Origin of the sequence: Humibacter sp. RRB41, from assembly GCF_022761015.1 — a bacterium.
In the GTDB taxonomy this organism is placed as follows: domain Bacteria; phylum Actinomycetota; class Actinomycetes; order Actinomycetales; family Microbacteriaceae; genus Humibacter.
Genome location: NZ_JAKWJQ010000001.1, coordinates 136,698 through 159,267, shown reverse-complemented (window position 1 = coordinate 159,267; position 22,570 = coordinate 136,698). Strand labels below are relative to the sequence as shown.

The window sequence follows — 22,570 nt, the reverse complement described above, 5'->3', positions numbered from 1 at the left end:
GAAACACATGTCCACCGCCAAGTCCGTCACAGACGCAACGTTCGACCAGGAGGTCCTGGGATCCGAGAAGACGATCCTGGTCGACTTCTGGGCCGAGTGGTGCGGTCCGTGTCGCGCGGTGTCGCCGATCCTCGACCAGATCGCGGCCGAGCACTCCGACAAGATCGAGATCGTCAAGCTCAACGTGGACGACAACCCGCAGACCGCGGCGAAGTACCAGATCACCTCCATTCCCGCGATGAAGGTGTACCAGGGCGGCGAGGTCGTCAAGACCGTCATCGGCGCCAAGCCGAAGCCCGCCCTCGAGGCAGACCTGGCCGCCTACATCTCGTAGTCGGCACTGGCTTCCACGCCCGTCCGGCTCACGCCGGGCGGGCGTTTTTCTTTACCCGCCAACAGCCTCGGCGCCTGTGCTCCCGACCTCTCCGGCCGGTGCGGGCATACATCAGGCATCCCATAGCATGGAATTCACGCCCAGAACGGAATGACACGTGATCGAAAACGGCCGCCAGCACGGCACTGGCAACAATCTCGACCCCTGGTATTCGCACTACGCGCAGCGCACGGCCGGCCTGGCCGCGAGTGAGGTTCGAGCTTTGTTCGCCGTCGCCTCGCGGCCGGAAGTGGTCTCGCTGGCGGGCGGGATGCCGTACGTCTCGGCTCTGCCCGAAGACCTCGTCGTGGGTGCGATGGACAAGGTCATGCGAGAGCAGGGCGCAGTGGCCTTGCAGTACGGCTCAGGCCAGGGGGTTCCGCTCCTTCGCGAGCAGATCACCGACGTGATGGCGCTGGAGGGCATCAGCGCCAGCGCCGACGACGTCATCGTCACGACGGGATCGCAACACGCGCTCGAACTCTTCGCGAAGCTCTTCATCGATCCGGGCGATCTGGTGCTCGCCGAGGGCCCGAGTTACGTGACTGCACTGGTGATCTTCAAGTCCTACCAGGCTGAGGTCGACCACGTGCCGATGGATGAGCACGGGTTGATTCCCGAGGCGCTGCGTGAGCACATCGCGAACGCCCGCGCCATCGGACGTCGCGTCAAGTTCCTCTACACGGTCCCCACCTTCCACAATCCCGCCGGTGTCACCCTCACGTGGGAGCGCAGGCTCGAGATCCTCGAGATCTGCCGCGAGAACGGCATCCTGGTGCTCGAGGACAACCCGTACGGTCTGCTCTACTTCGGTCAGAAGCCGCCGGCAGCCATGCGGTCCGTCGATGACGAGGGTGTGGTCTACCTCGGAACGTTCTCCAAGACGCTCGCCCCCGGATTCCGCGTCGGCTGGGCGCTCGCACCGCACGCGATCCGCGAGAAGCTCATCCTCGCCAACGAGGCGGCGGTGCTCAGTCCGAGCTCGTTCACGCAGCTCGTCGTCTCGCAGTACCTCTCAGAGGCCGACTGGCGCGGCCAGATCGATTCGTTCCGCGATGTCTACCGCGAACGCAAGCAGGCGATGATCTCCGCACTCGAGGAGCACCTGCCCGAGCTTAACTGGACCGATCCGAACGGCGGGTTCTACGTGTGGCTGACGCTGCCCGAGGCCCTGGACTCCAAGGCGATGCTGCCGCGCGCCGTCACGGAACTCGTGGCCTACACGCCCGGAACCGCGTTCTACGCGAACGGCGACGGCACCCAGAACATCCGTCTCTCGTTCTGCTATCCGACACCGGAGTCCATTCGGGTCGGCATCCGCAGGCTCGCCAATGTCGTGAACGGCGAACTCGACTTGCTCGATACCTTCGCCGGGACCGGCTCACTTCGCCAGGAACGCACCGCGGCGAACACGTTCCCTCCCACCGACCTCCGCTGACACGCACGAGAGAAGCGCACCGATCATGACCGATTTCGAACGCCTCAACGTGCTCGTTCTCGCCGGCGGCATCTCCCACGAGCGCGACATCTCACTGCGATCGGGCCGACGAGTCGCCGACGGCCTCGCCGCGCATGGGCATCGCGTGACCGTTCGGGAGCCGGATGCCTCACTGCTGACCGCGATCAACGACATCCGCCCCGACGTGGTGTGGCCCGCATTGCACGGTGCGAGTGGCGAGAACGGCGCCCTCCGTGCACTGCTCACAGCTGCCGGCGTTCCCTTCGTGGGCGCCGACGCCGAATCGGCCCGCCTCGCATGGCTCAAGCCTGTCGCGAAGACCATCGTGACCCGAGCCGGTGTCGATACGCCGGCCTCGGTGACCCTCCCGACCGAGACGTTCCGCGAACTCGGCGCCGTGAGCGTGCTCGAGGCGTTGGGCGACGCGCTCACTGCACCGCTCGTCGTCAAGCCCGCCGAGGGCGGGTCGGCACAGGGCGTCACCTACGTCGATGACGTCACCGACCTGCCGCGAGCCATGGTCAACGCCTACACCTACAACGACGTCGCGCTGATCGAGCGACGTGTCATCGGCATCGAGGTCGCCGTCGCGGTGCTCGACACCGGCGCAGGCCCGGTCGCACTTCCGGCCGTCGAGATTGTTCCGCGCAACGGGATCTACGGATTCGAAGCGCGGTACAACGCGGGGGAGACCAACTTCTTCACGCCTGCCAGGCTGACGGATGCCGCAGCCATCGCGGCAGCCGACGTCGCCGTGCGCTCCCACCAAGCCCTCGGACTCCGGCACCTCTCCCGCGTCGATCTGATCGTCGATCCCGAAGGCACGCCGTGGTTCCTCGAGGCGAACGTGCTCCCCGGACTCACAGAGACCTCACTCGTTCCGCTTGCCATCGAGGCCGCCGGATTCGATCTCGGTGCCGTCTACGCCGGTCTGGCTGAGCAGGCCATTCGTGACACTCTCGACTTCGCCGGCTGACCACCATTCTCGGCTACGCCCTTCGCCGACGCGATGTTTCACGTGAAACATCGCGTCACGGAACCATCACATCTCCGCAGATTCGCTTGGCGGGTCGCCCTCCATCACCCACCTTTCGCGTCAGATCGGCTGAGGTCAGATCATGTGCCGCGAATCTGAAGCATCACGCCGAGTGCTGCCGACTGGCGCAGCGCCACATCATGCACGCCGCCCGAGCACAGGGTCACGCCGAGAGGCGATGGTGCACCCATCCATCAGCACCGAGGTCGTAACGCAGACGCAGATGGTCGCGACTCGGATCGCCCTGCCAGAATTCGACGCTGACGGGTGCGATCCGCCAGACACTCCAGTCCGAGGAGCCGGTATCGGGCGCTGAAGCGACAAGCCGCCTGGCCTCCACCAGAGACCGTTCGTGCTCCGCCGTGTCGTCGATGATGCTGCCCTGCGCGCCGGCGAGCACGAGCGCTCTGGCATCCGGGTGCCGAGCGGCGAAGTCGGTTGCTGCGGTCGCCGGGTCCGCCCGTTCGGCCACGCCCCGGATACGCACGGCTCGAGCGAGAGATGCCCAGTGGAACGAGAGCGCGCAGCGCGGGTTGTTCTGTAACTGGAGCCCCTTGGCGGAGCCGAGCGTGGTGGCGATTTCGAAGGCGCCGTTCTCGGTCACATTCTTCAGGATGAGCACGCGGGCATCCGGCCATCCGTCGGCATCGACCGTCGACAGTGTTGCGGCGTGGGGCTCGGTGACTCCGGCGTCGATTGCGGCGAGCAACCACTCGACGGTGAGGTCGCGCGGGTTCTCCGGCGCATCATTGAGATCGAATGGCAGCGGCACACCAACGATCGACGGCAGGGCTCTGAGGGATTCACGCAGTGAGGGCACGACGACAGCCTGTCACCGGCAGACGACGGGATCCAAACCGGCCGACGGCTGAACGATCCCACTCGCCCCGCCTCGAACGACGGGCGCCGAACGACTGGCACCGATCACCGATGGCCAGACTCCGGTGTTCGACGGCCAGACGTCGGGTCACCACTGTGCGTGGCGGGCAGCCGAGCACACGCCCGTTCCGTCAGAGCTCGGCGACGTCCGTACTCATGGAATGTTTCACGTGAAACATCGCGCGGGGGAGCGGTCTCCGCCCGGGCGGCCGAAATCCTGCGTAATCAACCGACTATCGGCGGCAGTCAACCGGCGAAGGGATCTTCGCCGATCTCCTGCAGAATACGGTTCAGATCCTGCACCGAGGCGAACTCGATGGTGATCTGCCCCTTGCGTACGCCGAGTGCCACCTTGACCCGAGTGTTGAGGCGGTCACCGAGCCGATCGGCGATGCCGTCGAGGTGACCCTGTCGCTTTCCCGCTGCGGGGCGAGGCTTCGCTTCCTTGGGCTTCGCACTCACGAGTGCCTCGGCCGACCGCACCGAAAGGTCTTCGTTGACGATCTTGTCTGCGAGCTTCTGCATCGCCGCGACGTCGCCCGCCGAGAGGATCGCACGAGCGTGTCCTGCGCTGAGCACGCCTGCGGCAACCCGCTGCTGCACCGGCGCCGGCAGCTTCAGCAACCGGATCGTGTTGGTGATCTGCGGGCGGGATCGACCAATCCGGGTAGCGAGCTCATCCTGCGTGATGCCGAAGTCGGCCAGGAGCTGCTGGTACGCGGAAGCTTCCTCCAGCGGGTTCAACTGCGACCGGTGCAGGTTCTCGAGCAAGGCATCCCGCAGCATGTCCTCGTCAGCGGTGTCTTTCACCACGGCGGGAATGGCGGACAACCCGACGATCTTCGTCGCGCGAAGCCGTCGCTCGCCCATGATCAGTTCATACTTGCCGGGCGTCGCGGTCAGCGGCCGCACGACGACCGGCTGCAGCACGCCTACCTCGCGGATGCTCGCAACGAGCTCGTCCATCGCGTCCGCGTCGAACTCGGTGCGGGGTTGCTGAGCGTTCGGCACGATGTCATCGGGGGAGAGGCTGGCAAGCCTGGCCCCCGGTACTGCCACCAGTCCATCCGGCTCCGCGCGGGTGTCTCTGTCCTCGGAGAAGAACACGTCGATGGGACGCTGCCCCTCGGTGTCGGTCGTGGGGATCAGTGCCCCGATCCCGCGTCCCAAGCCGGTGCGCTTCGCTGCCATGGTGGCCTTTCCTCGTCTGCCGCGCGAGCGCGGCGCTGTCAACGTCGTGTTCGGTTCAGCGGACCGACTCCTCAGCGCGGTACCCCGCGACGTGCAATCTCCGCCGCCGCCTCCAGATACGAGAGCGCACCGGGTGAGGCCACGTCGTAGCTGATCACGCTCTGTCCGTAACTCGGCGCCTCGGAGATGCGCACCGACCGGGGGATGATCGTCTCCAGCACCTCCTTCGGAAAGTGCTGGCGCACTTCTTCCGCGACTTGGTGCGCGAGGTTGGTGCGCGAATCGAACATCGTCAGCAAGATGGTCGACACCTTCAATTTCGGATTGAGGTGCTTCTCGATCATCGAGATGTTCTTCAGTAGCTGACCCAGGCCTTCCAACGCGTAGTACTCGCACTGAATCGGAATGAGCACCTCGGTCGCAGCCACGAAGGCGTTGATGGTGAGGAGTCCCAGCGACGGCGGGCAGTCGATCAGCACGTAGTCGATGCCCTCGGCGATCTCGTCGAGGAACGTCCGCAATGCGCGGGACAGCCGTTGCTCACGGGCCACCATCGAGACGAGTTCGATCTCGGCGCCCGCCAGGTCGATCGTCGCTGGCACACAGAACAGATCCGCTTGCTCAGGGGACTCCTGAACCACCTCGGCCATCTCGGTGTCGTTGACGATCACGTCATACACGCTCGGGGTGCCCTCACGGTGCTCGACTCCGAGCGCCGTGGAAGCGTTGCCTTGCGGGTCTAGGTCGATCACCAGAACACGAGCACCGGAGCGAGCCAACGCAGCAGCGAGATTCACAACCGTCGTGGTCTTCCCGACGCCTCCCTTCTGGTTGGAGACGGTGAAGACGCGAGTCCGCGACGGCAAGGGCAGGGTCGTCTCCTCGAGGGCTTGGCGGCGGCGATTGAGGTCGCTGATCTCGCTTGCCAGGGGCGTCGACATGTCCAACGGCGAACGCACCTCCGTGTCCTCGGTGTCGGGATGTTTCACGTGAAACCTGGTGACTTTCTGAACTACTGTCGGGCTCGGCCGGCGTGCGAACGGGCTATCTCACTGTAGCCCGGATGATCCTCGTCACCTCGTCGACGACGCCCTCGCCGAGCACTTCGACGTGAACATCACTGAGGTGCAAACGACGAATCTCCTTGGCAGCAGCATCGATCTCAGCGCTCGCGTTCTCGCCCTTCATCAGGACGAGTTCTCCGCCGTCTCTCACCAGGGGTGCGGCGATCGGCGCCAGCTTGCGGAAGGCGCTCACTGCGCGAGCCGTCACCTGGTCGAGTTTGCGCGGAAGCTTCACGTCTTCCGCGCGCGCACGTACCACCTCGACGTTGTCCAGGCCGAGTGCTCGCACCTGCTCCTCGAGCCACACGACGCGACGTTCCATCGGTTCGATCAGTACGAAGCGAACGTCCGGCCTGGCGATCGCCAACACGATGCCCGGTAGCCCGGCCCCGCTCCCGATGTCGCCGACGACACCGGGCGATAGGACCGGCGCGACCAAAGCACAGTTGATAACGTGCCGCGTCCACAGCCGGGGAGGCTCGAGCGGGCCGATCAGACCGCGCTCCTCGCCTTCGCGGGCCAGCGCATCCGCGAAGGCTCGAGCGGAGTCGATACGCGCGCCGAAGATCGCAGCGGCGGCCGCGGGTTCAGGCTCGACGATTGTCGTCATGTTTCACGTGAAACTATGCGCGAGTGACGACCGTGTGGCGGTCGGATGCCTCGCCGACGGAATGCGATGAGAACCCACGCTCGGCCACCACGTCATGCACGATCTTGCGCTCGTACGATGACATCGGGGGGAGAGCAGCCTGCGCCGACCCCTCCTCGATGCGAGCGATCGCCCGATCGACCAGCACCGTCAACTCCTGCTTGCGCGCGTCACGCGAACCGCCGATGTCGAGGATCAGACGCGAGAACGCGCCCGTCTTCGACTGAACGGCGAGGCGCGCCAGTTCCTGGAGTGCATTCACGGTCTCTGCACGGTTCAGAAGACGAAGAGCCTCGGGATCCTCGGCGGTCACGGACACATAGGGGCGTCCGTTCTGAACGTCGATATCGATGTCACCGTCGAGGTCGCAGATGTCGAGGAGTGCCTCGATATAGTCTGCGGCCACATCGCCCTGGGCCTCGAGACTCTCGGGACTCGTCGGCTCGTCAAGGGTCTGGGGTGCCGATTCCTGCGCCGACACCGGGGACTCGTCTGTCATGCTCACTATTTCTTTCCGCCGGTCGACTTCTTCGCCCGGGACTTGCTCAATGGCTGCTGCCTCTGCGTGGTGACGGGCTTCGCGGGAATCTCGTCGACGATGAGCACGGGTGCTCCATCCGCCGCCGCCTTCAGCTTGCCCTTGCGTGCCAGTCGCGCTTCGCGGGCCTTCTCGGCCTCGCTACCGGGCGTCGGCATATTGCGGATCACCAGGAATTGCTGACCCATCGTCCAGAGGTTCGAAGTGAGCCAGTAGAACATCACGCCGAGCGGGAAGGCGACACCTGAGAACAGGAAGACGAAGGGGAGTAAGTAGAGAAGGATGCGCTGCTGGCGGAACTGCGGGCTCGCCTTGGTCTCCGGCGACATGTTCTTCGAGACGATCTGCAGCTGAGTGAGGAACTGCGAGCCGGTCATCAGAACGACCATCGTCGCCGCGATGATCATGACTTCCCAGCTGAAGGGTTTGCCCGCGACCATGAGCGACCACTGAGATCCGAACGACGCGTTGAGCGGCGCCCCGAACAACTGCGCATGCTGGAACGACTGGACCAGGCCGGCCGAGCTGAGCAATCCCACGCTGTCGTGGCCGCCCTGCGCGTCGTTGAGAACGTGGAAGAGGCTGAAGAACACCGGCATCTGCAGCAGCAGAGGAAGACAGGAACTCAGCGGGTTCGTCCCGGTGCGCTTGTAGAGCTCCATCGTCTCGCGCGACATCGCCTCGCGGGAGAGCTGGTCCTTCTTGCCCTTGTACTTGTCCTGGATCTTCTTGAGTTGCGGCGCCACCTCGAGCATGCGCCGCTGGTTCTTGATCTGGCGCACGAAGATCGGAATCAACGCGGCGCGGATCACGGCGGTGAGGCCGACGATGGACAGCACCCAGGTGAGGCCCTGCGTGGGATCGAGTCCCGCGGTCGTCCAGAGCCAGTGCCAGCCGATCAGGAGCAGCTGAACCAGCCACTCGATCGGCCAGAGGATCGTATAGATGAAGTCCATCTGTTACTCGGTCATCCTTTTGCGTGGCCGCGTGCCACCACGAACCCGAATGGGGTGACGGAATAGCGGGGGGTCTTCTTACGGGGAACGTCGTCTACACCGCCGGCGGCCCACGGGTGGCAGCGAGCGATGCGCGCCGTTCCCAGTGCCACGCCGATGATCAGGCCGTGTTCTTGGATCGCCCTCAGCGCGTACGCCGAGCACGAGGGGTAGTAGCGACACACGTCGCCGTACAAAGGGGAGATCACCTTTCGATAGGCGCGCAGAATCAACACAGCGACGTTCCTCGGAATGAGGATGACGGTGGTGATCAGGGCATGCATCGGGCGCCTACTTCGTCGACGGCTCGGCGGATCTCACCTTGCAGGGTAGTCCAGGATGCCTGCACGGACGCTGGCAGCGCACGCACCACGATGTCGTGGCCGGGTGCCAGCTCGGGTAGCAACTCACGGGACACCGCTTTGAGGCGGCGACGCACGGTGTTGCGCACGACAGCGATCCCGACGGCCTTGCTCACGACGAAGCCGAACCGCACAGGAGTCGCGTCGGAGACACGACGCACATACGTGATCGTGTTCGGAGCGTGCACACGCACACCGCGACGGATGGTCAGCCGATAGTCAGCGCCGGTCCTGATTCGGTTCGCCTTGGCGAGCACCGCACTGCTGCTACGCGGAGAGTTCGGTACGGCCCTTGCGACGACGGTGCGCCAGGATCGCACGACCGGCACGCGTACGCATGCGCAGGCGGAAGCCGTGCACCTTGGCGCGACGACGGTTGTTCGGCTGGAAGGTTCTCTTGCTCATCAGACAGGTCTCTCGATCGATATCAGTTCTTCGTGAGGCGATCCCGATGGGAGACGTTCGCCCTAGGCGCCCGGAGAAGGAAGATGTGCCGCTGGTGCGGCCTGCGGTCAACCCATTAACGGTACGGGCTGGTTCGCCACAGGTCAAACCGGCGTACCTCGAGCCGTTGATTATCCACACGGAGAGGACTAAGCCTGGAGAGGCACGCCGACGATCCGAAGATCTCGCCTGCTCCATGATTTGAGCGGGCGGGCTCGATTCGTTAGCGTGACATGCGAAGTTATCCCCAGGTTGTGAATCAACCGGTTCGAAGCACCGCGCGGACGTTGAGAATGCCGTTGCAACACGTTGGGGATAACCATGTGGATAAGAGCGGCCGGGACATGCTGCATCCGGCCGGAAGATTCACAACGGGGTGGATCGGGCTGCCGGGCAGGGTCCGTGAGAAATGATCTAGGGGAACTATGGCTGACGGCAATGCGTCGTTGACGAGCGCATGGAGGTCGGTGCTGTCGACCCTCGAGACCGATGAGAGGGTCACTCCGCAGCTCTACGGATTCCTCAGCCTCGTCGAGCCGAAGGGCATCATGGCCGGCACCTTCTATCTGGAGGTTCCGAACGAGTTCACCCGGGGCATGATCGAACAGCGCTGCCGCGTTCCACTCCTCAATTCGATCGGCCGTCTCGACGACGCACTCTCGGTATCCAACTTCGCGATCGTGGTCAACCCGAGCATCACGCACGATGCACCGCAGCTCGAGCCTGAGCGTATGGAGTCCGGGTACATCGACACACCCGAGACAGTGAGCCAGCCATCGGCCCCGATCACCGACATCACCGCCGCTCCCCGCAACGCCGACTCGAGGCTCAACCCGAAGTACAGTTTCGACAACTTCGTCATCGGCCAGTCCAACCGGTTCGCGCACGCCGCTGCAGTGGCAGTGGCCGAAGCACCGGCGAAGGCGTACAACCCGCTCTTCATCTACGGCGACTCCGGGCTCGGCAAAACTCACCTGCTGCATGCCATCGGTCACTACGCCATGAGCTTGTATCCGGGCATCCGGGTTCGCTACGTCAGTTCAGAAGAGTTCACGAACGACTTCATCAACTCGATCGCGAACAACCGCGGTTCCTCGTTCCAGGCGCGCTATCGCAACATCGACATCCTGCTGATCGACGACATCCAGTTCCTGCAGCGCGCGGTCGAGACGCAAGAGGCCTTCTTCCACACCTTCAACACGTTGCACGACCACAACAAGCAGGTCGTCATCACGAGCGACCTCCCCCCGAAGCACCTCACCGGGTTCGAAGACCGCATGCTCACACGGTTCGAGTGGGGCCTCATCACGGATGTCCAGGCTCCCGACCTCGAGACCCGCATCGCGATCCTGCGCAAGAAGGCGCAGAGCGAGCGCATCCTGGTGCCGGACGACATCCTCGAATTCATGGCGACGAAGGTCTCAAGCAACATCCGCGAACTCGAGGGAACACTCATCCGAGTCACCGCGTTCGCCAGCCTCAACAAGACTCCGGTCGACATGAGCCTCGTGCAGACGGTACTCAAGGACCTCATCACCCTCGATGACGACAACGTCGTGTCGCCGGCCGACATCATCACGGCCACCGCCGACTACTTCAAGCTCAGCGTCGACGATCTCTACGGCTCCTCACGATCGCAAGCCATCGCAACGGCACGACAGATCGCGATGTACCTGTGCCGTGAGCTCACCAATCTTTCCCTGCCGAAGATCGGACAGCTCTTCGGCAACCGCGATCACACCACCGTGATGTACGCGAACAAGAAGATCAGCGAACTCATGAAAGAGCGCCGCTCCATCTACAACCAGGTCACGGAGCTCACCGCTCGCATCAAGCAGACCCATCGCTGATGGCGCTCTCGGTGGTCGAGTAGCGAGCCGAAGGGTCCGCGGGCGCTACTCGACCAGCGGTGTCGTGCGATCAGCACGCATATTCACACTGTGGATAACCCTGTTGAAAGTTAATGAACAACAGGCGTCAGGGTGTGGGCAGGGTGGACGAGCTTGTGAAATGTGAGCCGTCACGCCAGCGTCGCTCCTCCCCGCGTCAGACGTTTCATCAACAGTCGTTCGACAACTCACACAGTTGTAGTTCCCATGTGCCGCCTGCCATCCACCGAGTTATCCACAATTTCCACAGCGGTTAAGCCGATTAAGAGAACAAGATTCTTTAAGCAGGCGATGCGACAACCTGAACGCTTGGCTCGTCGTCACCGTCCTCGCCGCTGTGCTGTCCTCGTCGGGGGATAGCATTGAGCGGATGCATCCGTGTGCGTACCGACAGGGGAGAACTTCGTGAGGTTTCAGGCCAACCGCGATGTGCTGAGCGAAGCGGTTTCTTTCACAGTCAAGCTGCTGCCTCAGCGCACGACCCTGCCGATTCTCAGTGGTGTGCTGATCAGCACGACCGATGACGGCATCTCGCTCTCGGCCTTCGACTACGAGGTCTCGGCGCAGACCCAGATCTCCGCAGCCGTCGAGGAACCTGGCAGAGTCCTCGTGTCGGGACGCCTGCTCGCCGAGATCGCATCGAAGCTGCCGAACGCTCCGGTCAGCTTCGCCACCGACGACAACCGCATCGTCGTGACGTGCGGCAGTGCGAGCTTCACGCTGTTGTCTATGCCTGTTGAGGAATATCCGACGCTCCCGCAGATCGAGGGCGAGTCCGGTCTGGTTCCCGCCGACGAGTTCTCGGAGGCCGTCGCACAGGTGGCCGTGGCTGCGTCACGCGACGACGTCACGCCCGTGATCACCGGTGTGCAGCTCGAGATCAGCCAGAACAGGTTGAGCCTGGTCGCGACAGATCGGTACCGAGTCGCGGTTCGCGAGATCGACTGGGACGGTTCTGTCGGTCGATCGGAACCTTCGACAGCGCTGATTCCTGCACGCACCCTGCAGGAGATCGGCAAGACATTCGGCCACAACGGCAACATCCAGGTGACGCTGGTGGCCAAAGACGATCGCGAATTGATCGCCTTCACCGCCGAGAAGAAGACGGTGACGTCGTTGCTGATCAAGGGCAATTTCCCTCCGGTGAAGCGATTGTTTCCGGAGACCGTCGAGAACTACGCCGTCATCAACACCGCGGACCTGATCGAGGCGACCCGACGTGTGTCGTTGGTGCTGGAGCGCGAGGCAGCGCTGCGTTTCACGTTCAACGTCGACGGGCTGACGCTCGAGGCCATCGGTTCCGAGCAGGCACAGGCATCCGAGAGCGTCGAGGCTCTCGTCACCGGCGACGACACCGTCGTGTCTCTCAAACCGCAGTTCCTGCTCGACGGGCTCAGCGCCGTGCACTCGGAATTCGTGCGCATCTCGTTCACGAAGACCGACAACCCCAACAAGCCCGGCCCGGTTCTGGTCACCAGTCAGACCAGCAAGGAGCAGGCCGGAAGCGACAGCTACCGTTATCTGCTGCAGCCGAACCTGCTGTTGCGCTGATCCGGGACATCTCCGGTTCGGTTCCCATTCGGCCCAGACGACAAAAGGATTCATCATGCACATCGGTCTCATCGGTCTCGGAAAAATGGGCAACAACATGCGTTCGAGGCTCGAGCGCAAGGGCATCGAAGTGACCGGCTACGACACCAATCCGGCTGTCTCCGACGTCGCATCGCTTGCCGAGCTCGCAGCCGCACTGCCCACCCCGCGAACGGTCTGGGTGATGGTTCCGGCAGGCAAGATCACCGACTCCGTCGTCGACGATCTGGCCGGCGTCCTCGAAAAGGGCGACCTGATCATCGACGGGGGCAACTCGAAGTTCACCGACGACTTCAAGCACGCCGAACAGCTCGCGAAGACGGGTGTCGACTTCATGGACGCCGGTGTCTCCGGTGGCGTGTGGGGACTCGACAACGGTTACGGGCTGATGGTCGGTGGCAGTGCTGCGCAGGTCGAGCGTGTGATGCCGGTGTTCGACGCGCTTCGCCCTGACGGTCCTCGCGACGAGGGATTCGTCCACGTCGGCGAGGTCGGCGCCGGTCACTACGCGAAGATGGTGCACAACGGCATCGAATACGCGCTCATGCAGGCGTATGCCGAAGGCTACGAGCTGCTCGACACACGCAAGGACATCGTCAAGGACGTCACCGGCACGTTCAAGGCGTGGCAGCGTGGAACCGTCGTTCGGTCGTGGTTGCTCGATCTGCTCGTGCGGGCTCTCGAGCAGGATCCCGAGTTCGAGCAGATCGAGGGGTACGTCGAAGATTCCGGCGAGGGCAGGTGGACGGTCGAGGAAGGCCTGAACAACGCCGTCCCGATGCCGACGATCAGCGCCTCGATCTTCGCGCGTTTCGTCTCACGCCAGCAGGACTCTCCCGCCATGAAGGCGGTCGCTGCCTTGCGCAACCAGTTCGGTGGGCACGCCGTGAAGGCCGTCGACTGACCGTCGATGTTCGCCGGTTCGAAGTGGGCCGGACTCCAGTGATGCGAACGACGGGCGCCCGGCGATGAAGGTGACGCACCTGTCGCTGACCGACTTTCGCAACTACCAGCATGCCGAAGTCGAGTTCGCGGCCGGCCCGAACCTCTTCGTCGGCAGCAATGGCCAGGGCAAGACGAATCTGGTCGAGTCGTTGGTCTACCTCTCGACATCGGGATCGCATCGCACCCCCGTCGACACTGCGATGATCCGCCAGGATGTCGGTGCGGCGGTGATTCGGTGCAGGGTCGAGAGCGAAGGCCGTTCGGTGCTTCTCGAGCTGCAGCTGAACAGGTCGTCCGCGAACAAGGCGATGCTCAACCGGTCGGCGTCGAAGCCGCGCGAGTTGGTCCGCTACCTGTCGACGGTGTTGTTCGCGCCGGAAGATCTCGCACTCGTGCGCGGTGAGCCGGCCGTGCGCCGGCGCTTCCTCGACACGGTGTTGATTCAGAGGGCACCGCGGCTCGCGGGCGTTCTGGCGGATTACGACCGAGTGCTGCGGCAGAGGAACACACTACTCAAGTCAGCTCGCGCATCGGGTGTGCGGGGTTCGGCGTTGTCGACACTGGATGTCTGGGACGAGCGACTGGTCGCCCTCGGTTCCGAGATCATCGACGAGCGATCCGCACTGATCGCCGATCTCGTCGATCCGGTGCGCGACGCCTATCGTGCCGTCGCGGGCGGTGATCACGGCCCGCGCCTGGTTCCACTTCTCACGGTGGACGGAGCACAGCCAGACGACGACGATGCGAGCGATGTTCGCGCCGAGGCGGCATCAGGGTCAACGAGAGATCGCTTCGCCTCCGCGATTGCGGGTCTGCGCAGCAGGGAGCTCGATCGAGGGGTCACGTTGGTCGGGCCGCACCGTGACGACGTGCGGTTCGAGCTCAATGGACTGCCGGCGAAGGGATATGCCAGCCACGGTGAGTCGTGGTCGTTCGCGCTTGCGTTGAGGCTGGCATCCGCGCAGTTGTTGCGGGAGCGGTCGACGACCGGTGACCCGGTGCTGATTCTCGACGACGTGTTCGCTGAGCTCGATCAGGCGAGGCGGGCGCGACTGGCGGCATCCGTGCAGGGATACGAGCAGGTGCTCGTCACAGCGGCGGTGTTCGAGGATGTTCCGGCCGCGCTTCGAACGCACACCGTCAGGATCAGTGCGGGCACGGTGGTCTCGCAGGGAGACGAGTCGCAAGAATGGGCGCCGGACGAGATCGTGCCGAGCGACGTGGGAGCCTCGGATGAGTGAGTCGGCGGAGTTCTACCGTCACCTCAAGCAGTTGTTCGGTGCCGATCCGGGACGAGGACAGCGCAACGCACGCCGTGAAAGTGCACGTCAGGGGCGCAACACGAGTCAGCCGTTCGAACCCGGACGGGAACCGCTAGGACTCTCCGGCGCAATCGCGTCCCTCGCCGACGAACTCGGCTGGAGCTCGCCGCTGGCGAAGTCCGAACTGCTCGCGGCATGGGCGGAGGTGGTCGGGGAAGAGACGGCGAAACACTCCGATCCGGCCGGAATCGAGGGCGGAGTACTCACTGTGCGGTGCGACTCCACCAGCTGGGCGACACAGCTTCGCCTGATGCGTGGAGAGTTGCTGCTGCACATCCAGAAGCGCTATCCGGACGCGGCTGTGGAAAGCATGCGGTTCGTGGGCCCTGACGTCCCCTCATGGAAACGCGGCCCCAGGTCGATCCCAGGGCGCGGTCCACGCGACACCTACGGCTGAGCAGACAAATCTGGTCAACCGAGCATTTTCATCGCGTCAGACGGCCGTTTCTCGCCCGATCGTCAGCCACTACTTGATAGACTGAGTAGTCACCAAAATAGTGCGGTCAGGAGCTCAATTCCCGATGACGACGGAACCGAAAACGGCTGGATCCGACAACGAGTACGGCGCAAGCCAGATTCAGGTTCTCGAAGGCCTCGAGGCGGTACGCAAGCGCCCCGGCATGTACATCGGCTCGACAGGGCCGCGAGGACTTCACCATCTCGTGACGGAGATCGTTGACAACGCCGTTGACGAGTACCTCGCTGGCCAGGGCGACCACATCGACGTCACGTTGACCGCGGACGGCGGGGTGCGAGTCGTCGACAACGCGCGCGGCATCCCCGTCGGCATCCATCAGCCCGAGGGCATCTCGACGGTCGAGCTCGTGCTCACCGTGCTACATGCCGGTGGCAAGTTCGGAGGCGGCGCCTACGCGGTCTCCGGCGGCCTGCACGGTGTCGGCTCGTCTGTGGTCAACGCCCTCTCGAGCCGGTTCGAGGTGGAAGTGAAGCAGCAGGGCCACGTCTGGAGGCAGAGCTACCACATCGGAGTTCCGGATGCCCCGCTGAAGCAGGCTGAAGAGAGCACCGAGACCGGAACGACCATCACGTTCTGGCCGAACGCCGAGATCTTCGACAGTGTCGAGTTCGACTACGACACACTGCGTACCCGCTTTCAGCAGTACGCCTTCCTCAACAAGGGTCTGACGATCAGCCTCCGCGACGAGCGTCCGCAGGAGACGCTCGACGAAGACGGCGAACCGATCCAGGGCCGGAACGACACCTATCTCTATCAGCGTGGTCTCGAGGACTACGTCGAGTACCTCAATTCGGCGAAACGCGCTGAGGTGGTGAACGCCGAGATCATCTCCTTCGAATCCGAAGACACCAATCGCAAGATCGCACTCGAGGTCGCGATGCAGTGGACCACTGCATACACCGAGAGCGTGCACACCTACGCGAACACCGTCAACACTCACGAGGGCGGAACCCACGAAGAGGGATTCCGCGCCGCGCTGACGACGCTCGTCAACAAGTACGCCCGTGAGAAGGGCATCCTGAAGGAGCGCGACGACAACCTCTCGGGCGAAGACGTGCGCGAAGGTCTGACCGCTGTCATCTCTGTGAAGCTGGCCGAACCGCAGTTCGAGGGTCAGACGAAGACCAAGCTGGGTAACACCGAGGCGAAGGCATTCGTGCAGAAGGTCGTCGGCGACCAACTGGGCGACTGGTTCGATCGCAACCCTCTGCAGGCGAAGGAGATCATCCGGAAGGCGATCCAGGCGGCGACCGCCCGTTTCGCGGCTCGCAAGGCGCGTGACACCGCTCGCCGCAAGGGGCTTCTCGAGGGCGGCGGCATGCCGGGCAAGCTGTCCGACTGCTCCAGCCGCAACCCCGCCGAAAGCGAGATCTTCCTGGTCGAGGGCGACTCGGCCGGCGGTTCGGCGAAGCAGGGGCGCAACCCGGCGACTCAGGCCATCCTTCCGCTGCGCGGCAAGATTCTGAACGTCGAGAAGGCGCGACTCGATCGCGCCCTGGCGAACGCCGAGATCCAGGCGATGATCACGGCTTTCGGCACGGGCATCGGCGAGGACTTCGACGGCTCGAAGGCCAGGTACCACAAGATCGTGCTGATGGCGGATGCCGACGTGGACGGCCAGCACATCACCACCCTGTTGCTCACCCTGCTGTTCCGCTACATGCGGCCGTTGATCGAGATGGGCTACGTCTACCTCGCGCAGCCGCCGCTGTATCGCTTGAAGTGGTCGAATTCGGAACATCAGTTCGTGTACTCGGACCGTGAGCGCGACGCGCTGCTGGTCGACGGTCAGGCCAAGGGATGGCGGCTTCCGAAGGACAACGGCATCCAGCGCTACAAGGGCCTCGGTGAGATGAGCTACCAGGAGCTCTGGGAGACGACGATGGACCCCGAGACACGCACACTGCTACAGGTGACCATGGATGACGCGGCCGCCGCGGACGAGATCTTCGCAACCCTCATGGGCGAAGACGTGGAGTCCCGTCGTCATTTCATTCAGAAGAACGCGAAAGACGTGCGCTTCCTCGACATTTGAGCGGGTCTCGATACGCGGGCGACTCCGTCGCGCGCTACTCGACCAGCGGCAACATGGAAACGCAAGAAGAGAAGTAGAGAGATAGATGGCAGACGAGACCGGCGACGTGGAGAGCACGCAAGCATCCGACGGCATCGTGCACGGCAACATCGAGCCCGTCGATCTGCAGCTGGAGATGCAGCGCAGTTACCTCGACTACGCGATGAGCGTGATCGTGGGCCGCGCGCTCCCCGAGGTGCGAGACGGACTGAAGCCGGTGCACCGCCGTGTGATCTATGCGATGTACGACGGCGGGTACCGCCCCGACCGGGCATACTCCAAGTGCTCTCGAGTCGTCGGCGACGTGATGGGCCAGTTCCACCCGCACGGTGACTCGGCCATCTACGACGCGCTCGTGCGCCTCGTCCAGCCGTGGAGCCTGCGGTATCCGCTTGCCCTCGGCCAGGGAAACTTCGGCTCGCCCGGTAACGACGGCGCTGCCGCCCCTCGATACACCGAGACGAAGATGGCCCCGCTCGCGCTGGAAATGGTGCGCGACATCGACGAGGACACCGTCGACTTCCAAGACAACTACGACGGCCGTACGCAGGAGCCGGCCATTCTGCCCAGCCGGTTCCCGAACCTGCTGGTCAACGGTTCTGTCGGCATCGCCGTCGGAATGGCCACGAACATCCCACCGCACAACATGCGTGAGGTGAGCGCCGGCGCACTCTGGGCCCTCGAACATCCGGATGCCACGCGCGAGGAGCTGCTCGAGGCTCTGATCGAGCGCATCAAGGGACCGGACTTCCCGACCGGCGCGCAGATTCTCGGTGTGAAGGGCATTCACGACGCCTACCGAACGGGTCGTGGCTCGATCACGATGCGCGCAGTGGTCAATGTCGAGGAGGTTCACGGCCGCACCTGCCTGGTCGTGACCGAGCTGCCGTACCAGGTGAACCCCGACAACCTCGCCATCAAGATCGCCGAGTTCGTGAAGGACGGCCGCATCGCCGGCATCGCGGATATTCGCGACGAGTCCAGTGGCCGCACCGGGCAGCGCCTGGTGATCGTGCTCAAGCGGGACGCCGTGGCGAAGGTCGTGCTGAACAACCTCTACAAGCACACTCAGCTGCAGGAGAACTTCGGCGCGAACATGCTCGCGATCGTCGACGGAGTGCCCCGCACGCTGCCGCTCGACGGCTTCATCTCCGCCTGGGTCGATCATCAGATCGATGTCATCGTGCGTCGAACGCAGTACCGGCTGCGCAAGGCGGAAGAGGACGCGCACATCCAGCGTGGACTGGTCAAGGCACTCGACGCACTCGATGAGGTCATTGCCCTGATCCGTCGCTCGCCCAATACCGAAGAGGCTCGCGTGGGCCTGATGGATCTGCTCGACGTCGACCAGGTGCAGGCTGATGCCATCCTGTCGATGCAGCTGCGCCGGCTCGCGGCCCTCGAGCGACAGAAGATCATCGACGCTCTCGCCCGCCTCGAGGCGGAGATCGCGGACTACAAGGCGATTCTCGCGGACAGCGCCCGTCAGCGGTCCATCGTGAGCGAGGAGCTCACCGAGATCTCCGACAAGTTCGGAGACGATCGGCGCACGAACATCCTGTACGGATTCGACGGCGACATGAGTGTCGAAGACCTCATTCCCGAAGAAGAGATGGTCATCACGGTCACGCGCGGCGGTTACATCAAGCGCACGCGCAGCGACAACTACCGTTCGCAGCATCGTGGCGGCAAGGGCGTCAAAGGTGCGCAGTTGCGCGGCGAGGATGTCGTCGATCACTTCTTCGTGACGACGACCCATCACTGGCTGCTGTTCTTCACCACCAAGGGCCGTGTCTATCGTGCGAAGGGCTACGAGCTGCCGGAGGCCGGCCGCGATGCCAAGGGCCAGCACGTGGCGAACCTGCTGGCGATGCAGCCCGATGAGGAGATCGCCGAGATTCTCGACGTCCGGGACTACGCGGTCGCCAAGTACCTCGTGCTCGCGACACGTGACGGTCTGGTCAAGAAGACCGCACTGGCGGAATACGACACGAATCGCACCGGCGGGATCATCGCGATCAAGCTTCGCGAGGAGGACGAGCTGATCTCGGCGCTGCTCACCGAAGAGGACTCGGACATCCTGCTCGTTTCACGCAAGGGCATGTCGATTCGCTTCACGGCGACGGACGAGGCGCTGCGTCCGATGGGCCGTTCGACCTCGGGTGTGATCGGCATGCACTTCCGTGGCGACGACTCGCTTCTGGACGCTGCGGTGATCTCCGGCCCGGGCGCCGAGGGCGTGGATTCTGAAGATTCCGCCGAAGACGGTTACGTGTTCGTGGTGACGGAGGGCGGGTACGCGAAGCGCACTGCAGTCGACCAGTACCGCCTCCAGGGTCGTGGTGGATTGGGCATCAAGGTGGCCAAGCTGAGTGATGACCGAGGGGACCTTGCGGGTGCTCTCATCGTGCAGGAAGACGACGAGGTTCTCGTGGTTCTTGCCAGCGGCAAGGTGGTACGCTCTGCCGTGGCCGAGGTGCCGGCCAAGGGTCGGGACACCATGGGTGTCGTATTCGCCCGCTTCGCCGATGACGACAAGATCATCGCGATCGCGCGGAACAGCGAGCGGAATCTGGACGCTCACGACGCCGAGTCGGAGGAGACTGAGACCGACCCGGGGGCCGAGCAGCCCGGAAAGGATGACACGTTAGATGAGCACGGTAGCGGAACAGTTGGCGCGTAAATCCTCGCGCAAGCCTTCAACCAAGCAAGTCAGGCTTCGTCTGGTCTACGTCGACTTCTGGTCGGCAGTCAAGCTCTCGTTCCTGATCGGACTGTGCCTTGCGATCATCTCGATCGTCGGTGCGTTCTTGATCTGGACGGTGCTCGATCAGACGGGAATCTTCGACAACCTGAACAGCCTGTTCAAGGACATCTCGGGTACGAGCGGAACCGACTTGAAGTCGATTCTGAGCCTGGGCACGGTGATGGGATTCTCGATCGTGGTCGCGATCCTGAACCTGGTCGTCACGACGGCTCTTGGCGCCGTGTGCGCGCTGCTGTACAACCTCAGCGTCAAGATCACCGGCGGCCTGCTGGTCGGGTTTACAAATAACTGAAGGCGGCCGGGGCTCGATTCGCGTCAGCGCAGGGGCTCCGGTAGTCTGTCCTTCGGTCATTTGCACGTGATCGTTCGGGGATATAGCTCAGGCGGTTAGAGCGCTTCGCTGATAACGAAGAGGTCCGAGGTTCAAGTCCTCGTATCCCCACGGATGAGTTCCTCCTGCAGCAGGAAGTCACCCACGCAGTTGCACGACGCGACGTGCCCGCCTTCCGCACCACAGCGATTCGGCGGCGTGTACGGCGAATCGCGCAGCGACGCACGCCGGGCAAGGACCAGCGTGCCATGAACACGGGGCCTTAGCTCAGTTGGTAGAGCGCCTGCTTTGCAAGCAGGAAGTCAGGAGTTCGATTCTCCTAGGCTCCACACTTTCAGTCCTTCTTCGCCGGTCGATGCCGTGTCCTGTCCACGCCGTCGCGGCGACACACCGCCTGGAGACGGGCGTGCTGAGAGGCGCTCCGCCCTAGCCGCCTGACGGAAAGAGGATGGAACCGAAGATAAGGGCCAGCGGCAGAAGCAGGGAACGCCCGAAGAGGGCGAGCCAGAGCACGACGGCCAGAGCCGCGCAGAGTCCGACGAGAGTTGCGAATCCGACGCTCACGCCGACGAAGCCGAGCGCGGAAGGCCCCCAGCCTGGCTGCGGCCGCGGCTGCGAGTCGAGCGCTCCGTCCGCGGGGACGTACACCGCGTCATCGCCCGCCGGAATCAGGATGTCCAGGTCGCTCTCGTTCACGCGCCGCAGTCTACGACCGGCGTACCCGGTCGGTGAGTTGAACGCACTGTCGGCGGCTCCGGAGAGTATGCACACCATGGACATCACTCTCATCCAGCCGCCGGGCCTCGTCGTCAGTCCGGCGTTCAGTCATGTCGCGGTCGTGCCTGCCGGTTCTACGACGATCTACCTCGGCGGACAGAACGGCGTCGACGAGACCGGCGCCGTGGTCTCCGAGGATGTCGCCACCCAGGCAGCGAAAGCACTCGACAACGCTGAGATCGCACTCGCCGCTGCAGGGGCATCCCTCGGCGACGTCGTGTCGTGGTCGGTGCTGTTTCATCAGGATGCCGATCTGCGCGCCGCGTACGGAACGATCGCGCCGCGCCTTGCGCGTAGCGGGCCTCCGCCCCTCGTGACGGGCGCGAGGGTGGTCGCACTCGGAGTGCCAGGCGCGCTCATCGAGCTGAGCGCCGTAGCGGCGCTGCCCCCGGTGTAGTCGCGAACCCGGATCGGGCCGCTCACCTCCCAGCGGTTCGCTTCGACGTCGCCTTGCTAGCGTTGAGGGATGCTGTATTCCTCGACGTCGTCCGCAGAGAAGCGCGCCGACTTTCGCGGGCGCCTCGCCTCCGGTGAGATCCTCCGCTTTCCCGGTGCGTTCAACCCGTTGAGCGCCCGGCTGATCGAACGCAAGGGGTTCGATGGCGTCTACGTCTCCGGCGCCGTGCTCTCGGCTGATCTCGGCCTTCCCGACATCGGGCTGACGACCCTCACCGAAGTCACCGGACGGGCGAAGCAGATCGCTCGCATGACGGAACTTCCCGCCATTGTGGATGCCGACACCGGTTTCGGCGAGCCGATGAACGTGGCACGCACGGTGCAGGAGTTCGAGGATGCCGGCGTCGCCGGCCTTCATATCGAGGACCAGGTCAATCCCAAGCGGTGCGGCCACCTCGACGGCAAGCAGGTGGTGGACGAGCACACGGCGTTGCAGCGCATCCGTGCGGCCGTCGATGCGCGTCGCGACCCGAACTTCTTGATCATGGCGCGCACGGACATCCGTGCCGTCGACGGGTTGCAGGCTGCGGTCGACAGGGCGAAAGCGCTGGTGGATGCCGGCGCCGACGCGATCTTCCCCGAGGCGATGGCGACCCTGGAGGAGTTCGAGGCCGTGCGGGCGGCGGTCGACGTTCCGTTGCTCGCCAACATGACCGAATTCGGCAAGAGCGAGTTGTTCACGGTGCAGCAACTCGCCGATGTCGGCATGAACATCGTGATCTGGCCGGTCTCACTGCTGCGGCTCGCGATGGGAGCCGCCATGCGCGGGCTCGATGAGTTGAACGAGCGAGGGACGCTCGCGGGCAAGCTCGGCGAGATGCAGCACCGGTCGGAGCTCTACGAACTCATCGACTACGAGGGTTACAACCACTTCGACACATCGATCTTCAACTTCACGATCGAGCGCTGAGGACCGAGCCGCCCCGAGGGGCAGCAGCCAGGTCGACGCGT

The 22,570-nt window shown here is 64.0% G+C and carries 23 protein-coding genes and 2 tRNA genes; 15 read left to right on the top strand and 10 right to left on the bottom strand.

Translation table 11 applies throughout. The annotated features are described in order from the left end of the window. The first annotated feature begins 7 nt into the window (after positions 1 to 7). From trxA to MJ603_RS00775, 3 genes are all read left to right on the top strand, one after another. On the top strand, positions 8 to 334 hold the full coding sequence (gene trxA / locus MJ603_RS00785) for a thioredoxin (protein WP_243061761.1): 327 nt from the start codon (positions 8 to 10) through the stop codon (positions 332 to 334). 157 nt (positions 335 to 491) lie between these two features. Beyond that, on the top strand, positions 492 to 1,811 hold the full coding sequence (locus MJ603_RS00780) for a PLP-dependent aminotransferase family protein (protein ID WP_243061760.1): 1,320 nt from the start codon (positions 492 to 494) through the stop codon (positions 1,809 to 1,811). Between the two features lie 25 nt (positions 1,812 to 1,836). Next, positions 1,837 to 2,808 carry a D-alanine--D-alanine ligase gene (locus MJ603_RS00775; RefSeq protein WP_243061759.1) on the top strand — a complete coding sequence of 324 codons (972 nt, stop codon included), beginning with the start codon at positions 1,837 to 1,839 and terminating at the stop codon, positions 2,806 to 2,808. Between the two features lie 223 nt (positions 2,809 to 3,031). Here the strand turns inward: MJ603_RS00775 and MJ603_RS00770 are convergent, their stop codons facing one another. The 9 genes from MJ603_RS00770 to rpmH all read right to left on the bottom strand — a co-directional run bounded on the left by MJ603_RS00770 (position 3,032) and on the right by rpmH (position 8,951). Continuing rightward, positions 3,032 to 3,688 (bottom strand): pyridoxal 5'-phosphate synthase, encoded by a 657-nt coding sequence (locus MJ603_RS00770; protein WP_243061758.1) that lies wholly within the window; start codon positions 3,686 to 3,688, stop codon positions 3,032 to 3,034. A 305-nt stretch (positions 3,689 to 3,993) separates the two neighbouring features. Beyond that, positions 3,994 to 4,938 (bottom strand): ParB/RepB/Spo0J family partition protein, encoded by a 945-nt coding sequence (locus MJ603_RS00765; RefSeq protein WP_243061757.1) that lies wholly within the window; start codon positions 4,936 to 4,938, stop codon positions 3,994 to 3,996. A 71-nt stretch (positions 4,939 to 5,009) separates the two neighbouring features. Then, positions 5,010 to 5,879 carry a ParA family protein gene (locus tag MJ603_RS00760; protein ID WP_243062692.1) on the bottom strand — a complete coding sequence of 290 codons (870 nt, stop codon included), beginning with the start codon at positions 5,877 to 5,879 and terminating at the stop codon, positions 5,010 to 5,012. Between the two features lie 103 nt (positions 5,880 to 5,982). Next, complete coding sequence (gene rsmG / locus MJ603_RS00755) at positions 5,983 to 6,612, bottom strand: 16S rRNA (guanine(527)-N(7))-methyltransferase RsmG (protein WP_243061756.1); 630 nt, start codon at positions 6,610 to 6,612, stop codon at positions 5,983 to 5,985. 13 nt (positions 6,613 to 6,625) lie between these two features. After that, positions 6,626 to 7,150 carry a R3H domain-containing nucleic acid-binding protein gene (locus MJ603_RS00750; protein WP_243061755.1) on the bottom strand — a complete coding sequence of 175 codons (525 nt, stop codon included), beginning with the start codon at positions 7,148 to 7,150 and terminating at the stop codon, positions 6,626 to 6,628. Positions 7,151 to 7,155: 5 nt separating this feature from the next. Further along, complete coding sequence (gene yidC, locus MJ603_RS00745; protein ID WP_243061754.1) at positions 7,156 to 8,145, bottom strand: membrane protein insertase YidC; 990 nt, start codon at positions 8,143 to 8,145, stop codon at positions 7,156 to 7,158. Positions 8,146 to 8,156: 11 nt separating this feature from the next. Continuing rightward, positions 8,157 to 8,468: a membrane protein insertion efficiency factor YidD gene (yidD, locus tag MJ603_RS00740; protein WP_243061753.1), complete on the bottom strand. Its 312-nt coding sequence runs from the start codon at positions 8,466 to 8,468 to the stop codon at positions 8,157 to 8,159. Continuing rightward, the gene (rnpA, locus tag MJ603_RS00735) at positions 8,456 to 8,803 is read right to left on the bottom strand and encodes a ribonuclease P protein component (protein WP_243061752.1); all 348 of its coding nucleotides are present in this window, start codon (positions 8,801 to 8,803) and stop codon (positions 8,456 to 8,458) included. Before rnpA ends, yidD begins: the two co-directional genes overlap by 13 nt. A 10-nt stretch (positions 8,804 to 8,813) precedes the next feature. Next, the gene (rpmH, locus tag MJ603_RS00730; RefSeq protein ID WP_243061751.1) at positions 8,814 to 8,951 is read right to left on the bottom strand and encodes a 50S ribosomal protein L34; all 138 of its coding nucleotides are present in this window, start codon (positions 8,949 to 8,951) and stop codon (positions 8,814 to 8,816) included. A 464-nt stretch (positions 8,952 to 9,415) separates the two neighbouring features. On the opposite strand from rpmH, the gene dnaA reads away from it, so the two are divergent. The 10 genes from dnaA (at position 9,416) to MJ603_RS00680 (ending at position 20,715) form a co-directional block, all read left to right on the top strand. Then, positions 9,416 to 10,840: a chromosomal replication initiator protein DnaA gene (dnaA, locus tag MJ603_RS00725; protein WP_243061750.1), complete on the top strand. Its 1,425-nt coding sequence runs from the start codon at positions 9,416 to 9,418 to the stop codon at positions 10,838 to 10,840. A 444-nt stretch (positions 10,841 to 11,284) separates the two neighbouring features. Beyond that, positions 11,285 to 12,430 (top strand): DNA polymerase III subunit beta, encoded by a 1,146-nt coding sequence (gene dnaN, locus MJ603_RS00720; RefSeq protein WP_243061749.1) that lies wholly within the window; start codon positions 11,285 to 11,287, stop codon positions 12,428 to 12,430. Positions 12,431 to 12,485: 55 nt separating this feature from the next. Beyond that, positions 12,486 to 13,373 carry a phosphogluconate dehydrogenase (NAD(+)-dependent, decarboxylating) gene (gene gnd, locus MJ603_RS00715; protein ID WP_243061748.1) on the top strand — a complete coding sequence of 296 codons (888 nt, stop codon included), beginning with the start codon at positions 12,486 to 12,488 and terminating at the stop codon, positions 13,371 to 13,373. Between the two features lie 64 nt (positions 13,374 to 13,437). Further along, a complete protein-coding gene (gene recF, locus MJ603_RS00710) occupies positions 13,438 to 14,655 on the top strand; it encodes a DNA replication/repair protein RecF (RefSeq protein ID WP_243061747.1) in 1,218 nt (405 codons plus the stop codon). Beyond that, on the top strand, positions 14,648 to 15,133 hold the full coding sequence (locus tag MJ603_RS00705; RefSeq protein WP_243061746.1) for a DUF721 domain-containing protein: 486 nt from the start codon (positions 14,648 to 14,650) through the stop codon (positions 15,131 to 15,133). Before recF ends, MJ603_RS00705 begins: the two co-directional genes overlap by 8 nt. A 124-nt stretch (positions 15,134 to 15,257) precedes the next feature. Then, on the top strand, positions 15,258 to 17,249 hold the full coding sequence (gene gyrB, locus MJ603_RS00700; protein WP_243061745.1) for a DNA topoisomerase (ATP-hydrolyzing) subunit B: 1,992 nt from the start codon (positions 15,258 to 15,260) through the stop codon (positions 17,247 to 17,249). Between the two features lie 85 nt (positions 17,250 to 17,334). Next, positions 17,335 to 19,971 carry a DNA gyrase subunit A gene (gyrA, locus tag MJ603_RS00695; protein ID WP_243061744.1) on the top strand — a complete coding sequence of 879 codons (2,637 nt, stop codon included), beginning with the start codon at positions 17,335 to 17,337 and terminating at the stop codon, positions 19,969 to 19,971. Then, entirely contained in the window at positions 19,940 to 20,347 is a 408-nt protein-coding gene (locus MJ603_RS00690; RefSeq protein ID WP_243061743.1) for a DUF3566 domain-containing protein, read from the top strand. The genes gyrA and MJ603_RS00690 overlap by 32 nt, the downstream gene beginning before the upstream one ends. A 76-nt stretch (positions 20,348 to 20,423) precedes the next feature. Then, a tRNA-Ile gene (locus MJ603_RS00685) sits at positions 20,424 to 20,497 on the top strand. Positions 20,498 to 20,642: 145 nt separating this feature from the next. Continuing rightward, a tRNA-Ala gene (locus MJ603_RS00680) sits at positions 20,643 to 20,715 on the top strand. 97 nt (positions 20,716 to 20,812) lie between these two features. Here MJ603_RS00680 and MJ603_RS00675 read toward each other — a convergent pair. Continuing rightward, a complete protein-coding gene (locus tag MJ603_RS00675) occupies positions 20,813 to 21,082 on the bottom strand; it encodes a hypothetical protein (protein ID WP_243061742.1) in 270 nt (89 codons plus the stop codon). 76 nt (positions 21,083 to 21,158) lie between these two features. Here MJ603_RS00675 and MJ603_RS00670 point away from each other — a divergent pair, with 76 nt between their 5' ends. Both MJ603_RS00670 and prpB read left to right on the top strand, forming a co-directional pair. Next, positions 21,159 to 21,560, top strand: coding sequence for a RidA family protein (locus tag MJ603_RS00670; protein WP_243061741.1), 402 nt, complete (start codon positions 21,159 to 21,161; stop codon positions 21,558 to 21,560). Positions 21,561 to 21,629: 69 nt separating this feature from the next. After that, positions 21,630 to 22,529 carry a methylisocitrate lyase gene (gene prpB, locus MJ603_RS00665; protein ID WP_243061740.1) on the top strand — a complete coding sequence of 300 codons (900 nt, stop codon included), beginning with the start codon at positions 21,630 to 21,632 and terminating at the stop codon, positions 22,527 to 22,529. The last annotated feature ends 41 nt before the right edge of the window (positions 22,530 to 22,570 follow it).

Coding starts and splice junctions, on each gene's coding strand:
- prpB (WP_243061740.1), top strand. CDS start 21,630: ATGCTGTATTCCTCGACGTCGTCCGCAGAGAAGCGCGCCGACTTTCGC.
- MJ603_RS00760 (WP_243062692.1), bottom strand. CDS start 5,879: ATGTCGACGCCCCTGGCAAGCGAGATCAGCGACCTCAATCGCCGCCGC.
- rsmG (WP_243061756.1), bottom strand. CDS start 6,612: ATGACGACAATCGTCGAGCCTGAACCCGCGGCCGCCGCTGCGATCTTC.
- gyrB (WP_243061745.1), top strand. CDS start 15,258: ATGACGACGGAACCGAAAACGGCTGGATCCGACAACGAGTACGGCGCA.
- MJ603_RS00775 (WP_243061759.1), top strand. CDS start 1,837: ATGACCGATTTCGAACGCCTCAACGTGCTCGTTCTCGCCGGCGGCATC.
- dnaA (WP_243061750.1), top strand. CDS start 9,416: ATGGCTGACGGCAATGCGTCGTTGACGAGCGCATGGAGGTCGGTGCTG.
- gnd (WP_243061748.1), top strand. CDS start 12,486: ATGCACATCGGTCTCATCGGTCTCGGAAAAATGGGCAACAACATGCGT.
- MJ603_RS00690 (WP_243061743.1), top strand. CDS start 19,940: ATGAGCACGGTAGCGGAACAGTTGGCGCGTAAATCCTCGCGCAAGCCT.
- yidC (WP_243061754.1), bottom strand. CDS start 8,145: ATGGACTTCATCTATACGATCCTCTGGCCGATCGAGTGGCTGGTTCAG.
- gyrA (WP_243061744.1), top strand. CDS start 17,335: ATGGCAGACGAGACCGGCGACGTGGAGAGCACGCAAGCATCCGACGGC.
- recF (WP_243061747.1), top strand. CDS start 13,438: ATGAAGGTGACGCACCTGTCGCTGACCGACTTTCGCAACTACCAGCAT.
- MJ603_RS00765 (WP_243061757.1), bottom strand. CDS start 4,938: ATGGCAGCGAAGCGCACCGGCTTGGGACGCGGGATCGGGGCACTGATC.
- trxA (WP_243061761.1), top strand. CDS start 8: ATGTCCACCGCCAAGTCCGTCACAGACGCAACGTTCGACCAGGAGGTC.
- MJ603_RS00670 (WP_243061741.1), top strand. CDS start 21,159: ATGGACATCACTCTCATCCAGCCGCCGGGCCTCGTCGTCAGTCCGGCG.
- MJ603_RS00705 (WP_243061746.1), top strand. CDS start 14,648: ATGAGTGAGTCGGCGGAGTTCTACCGTCACCTCAAGCAGTTGTTCGGT.
- rpmH (WP_243061751.1), bottom strand. CDS start 8,951: ATGAGCAAGAGAACCTTCCAGCCGAACAACCGTCGTCGCGCCAAGGTG.
- MJ603_RS00750 (WP_243061755.1), bottom strand. CDS start 7,150: ATGACAGACGAGTCCCCGGTGTCGGCGCAGGAATCGGCACCCCAGACC.
- yidD (WP_243061753.1), bottom strand. CDS start 8,468: ATGCATGCCCTGATCACCACCGTCATCCTCATTCCGAGGAACGTCGCT.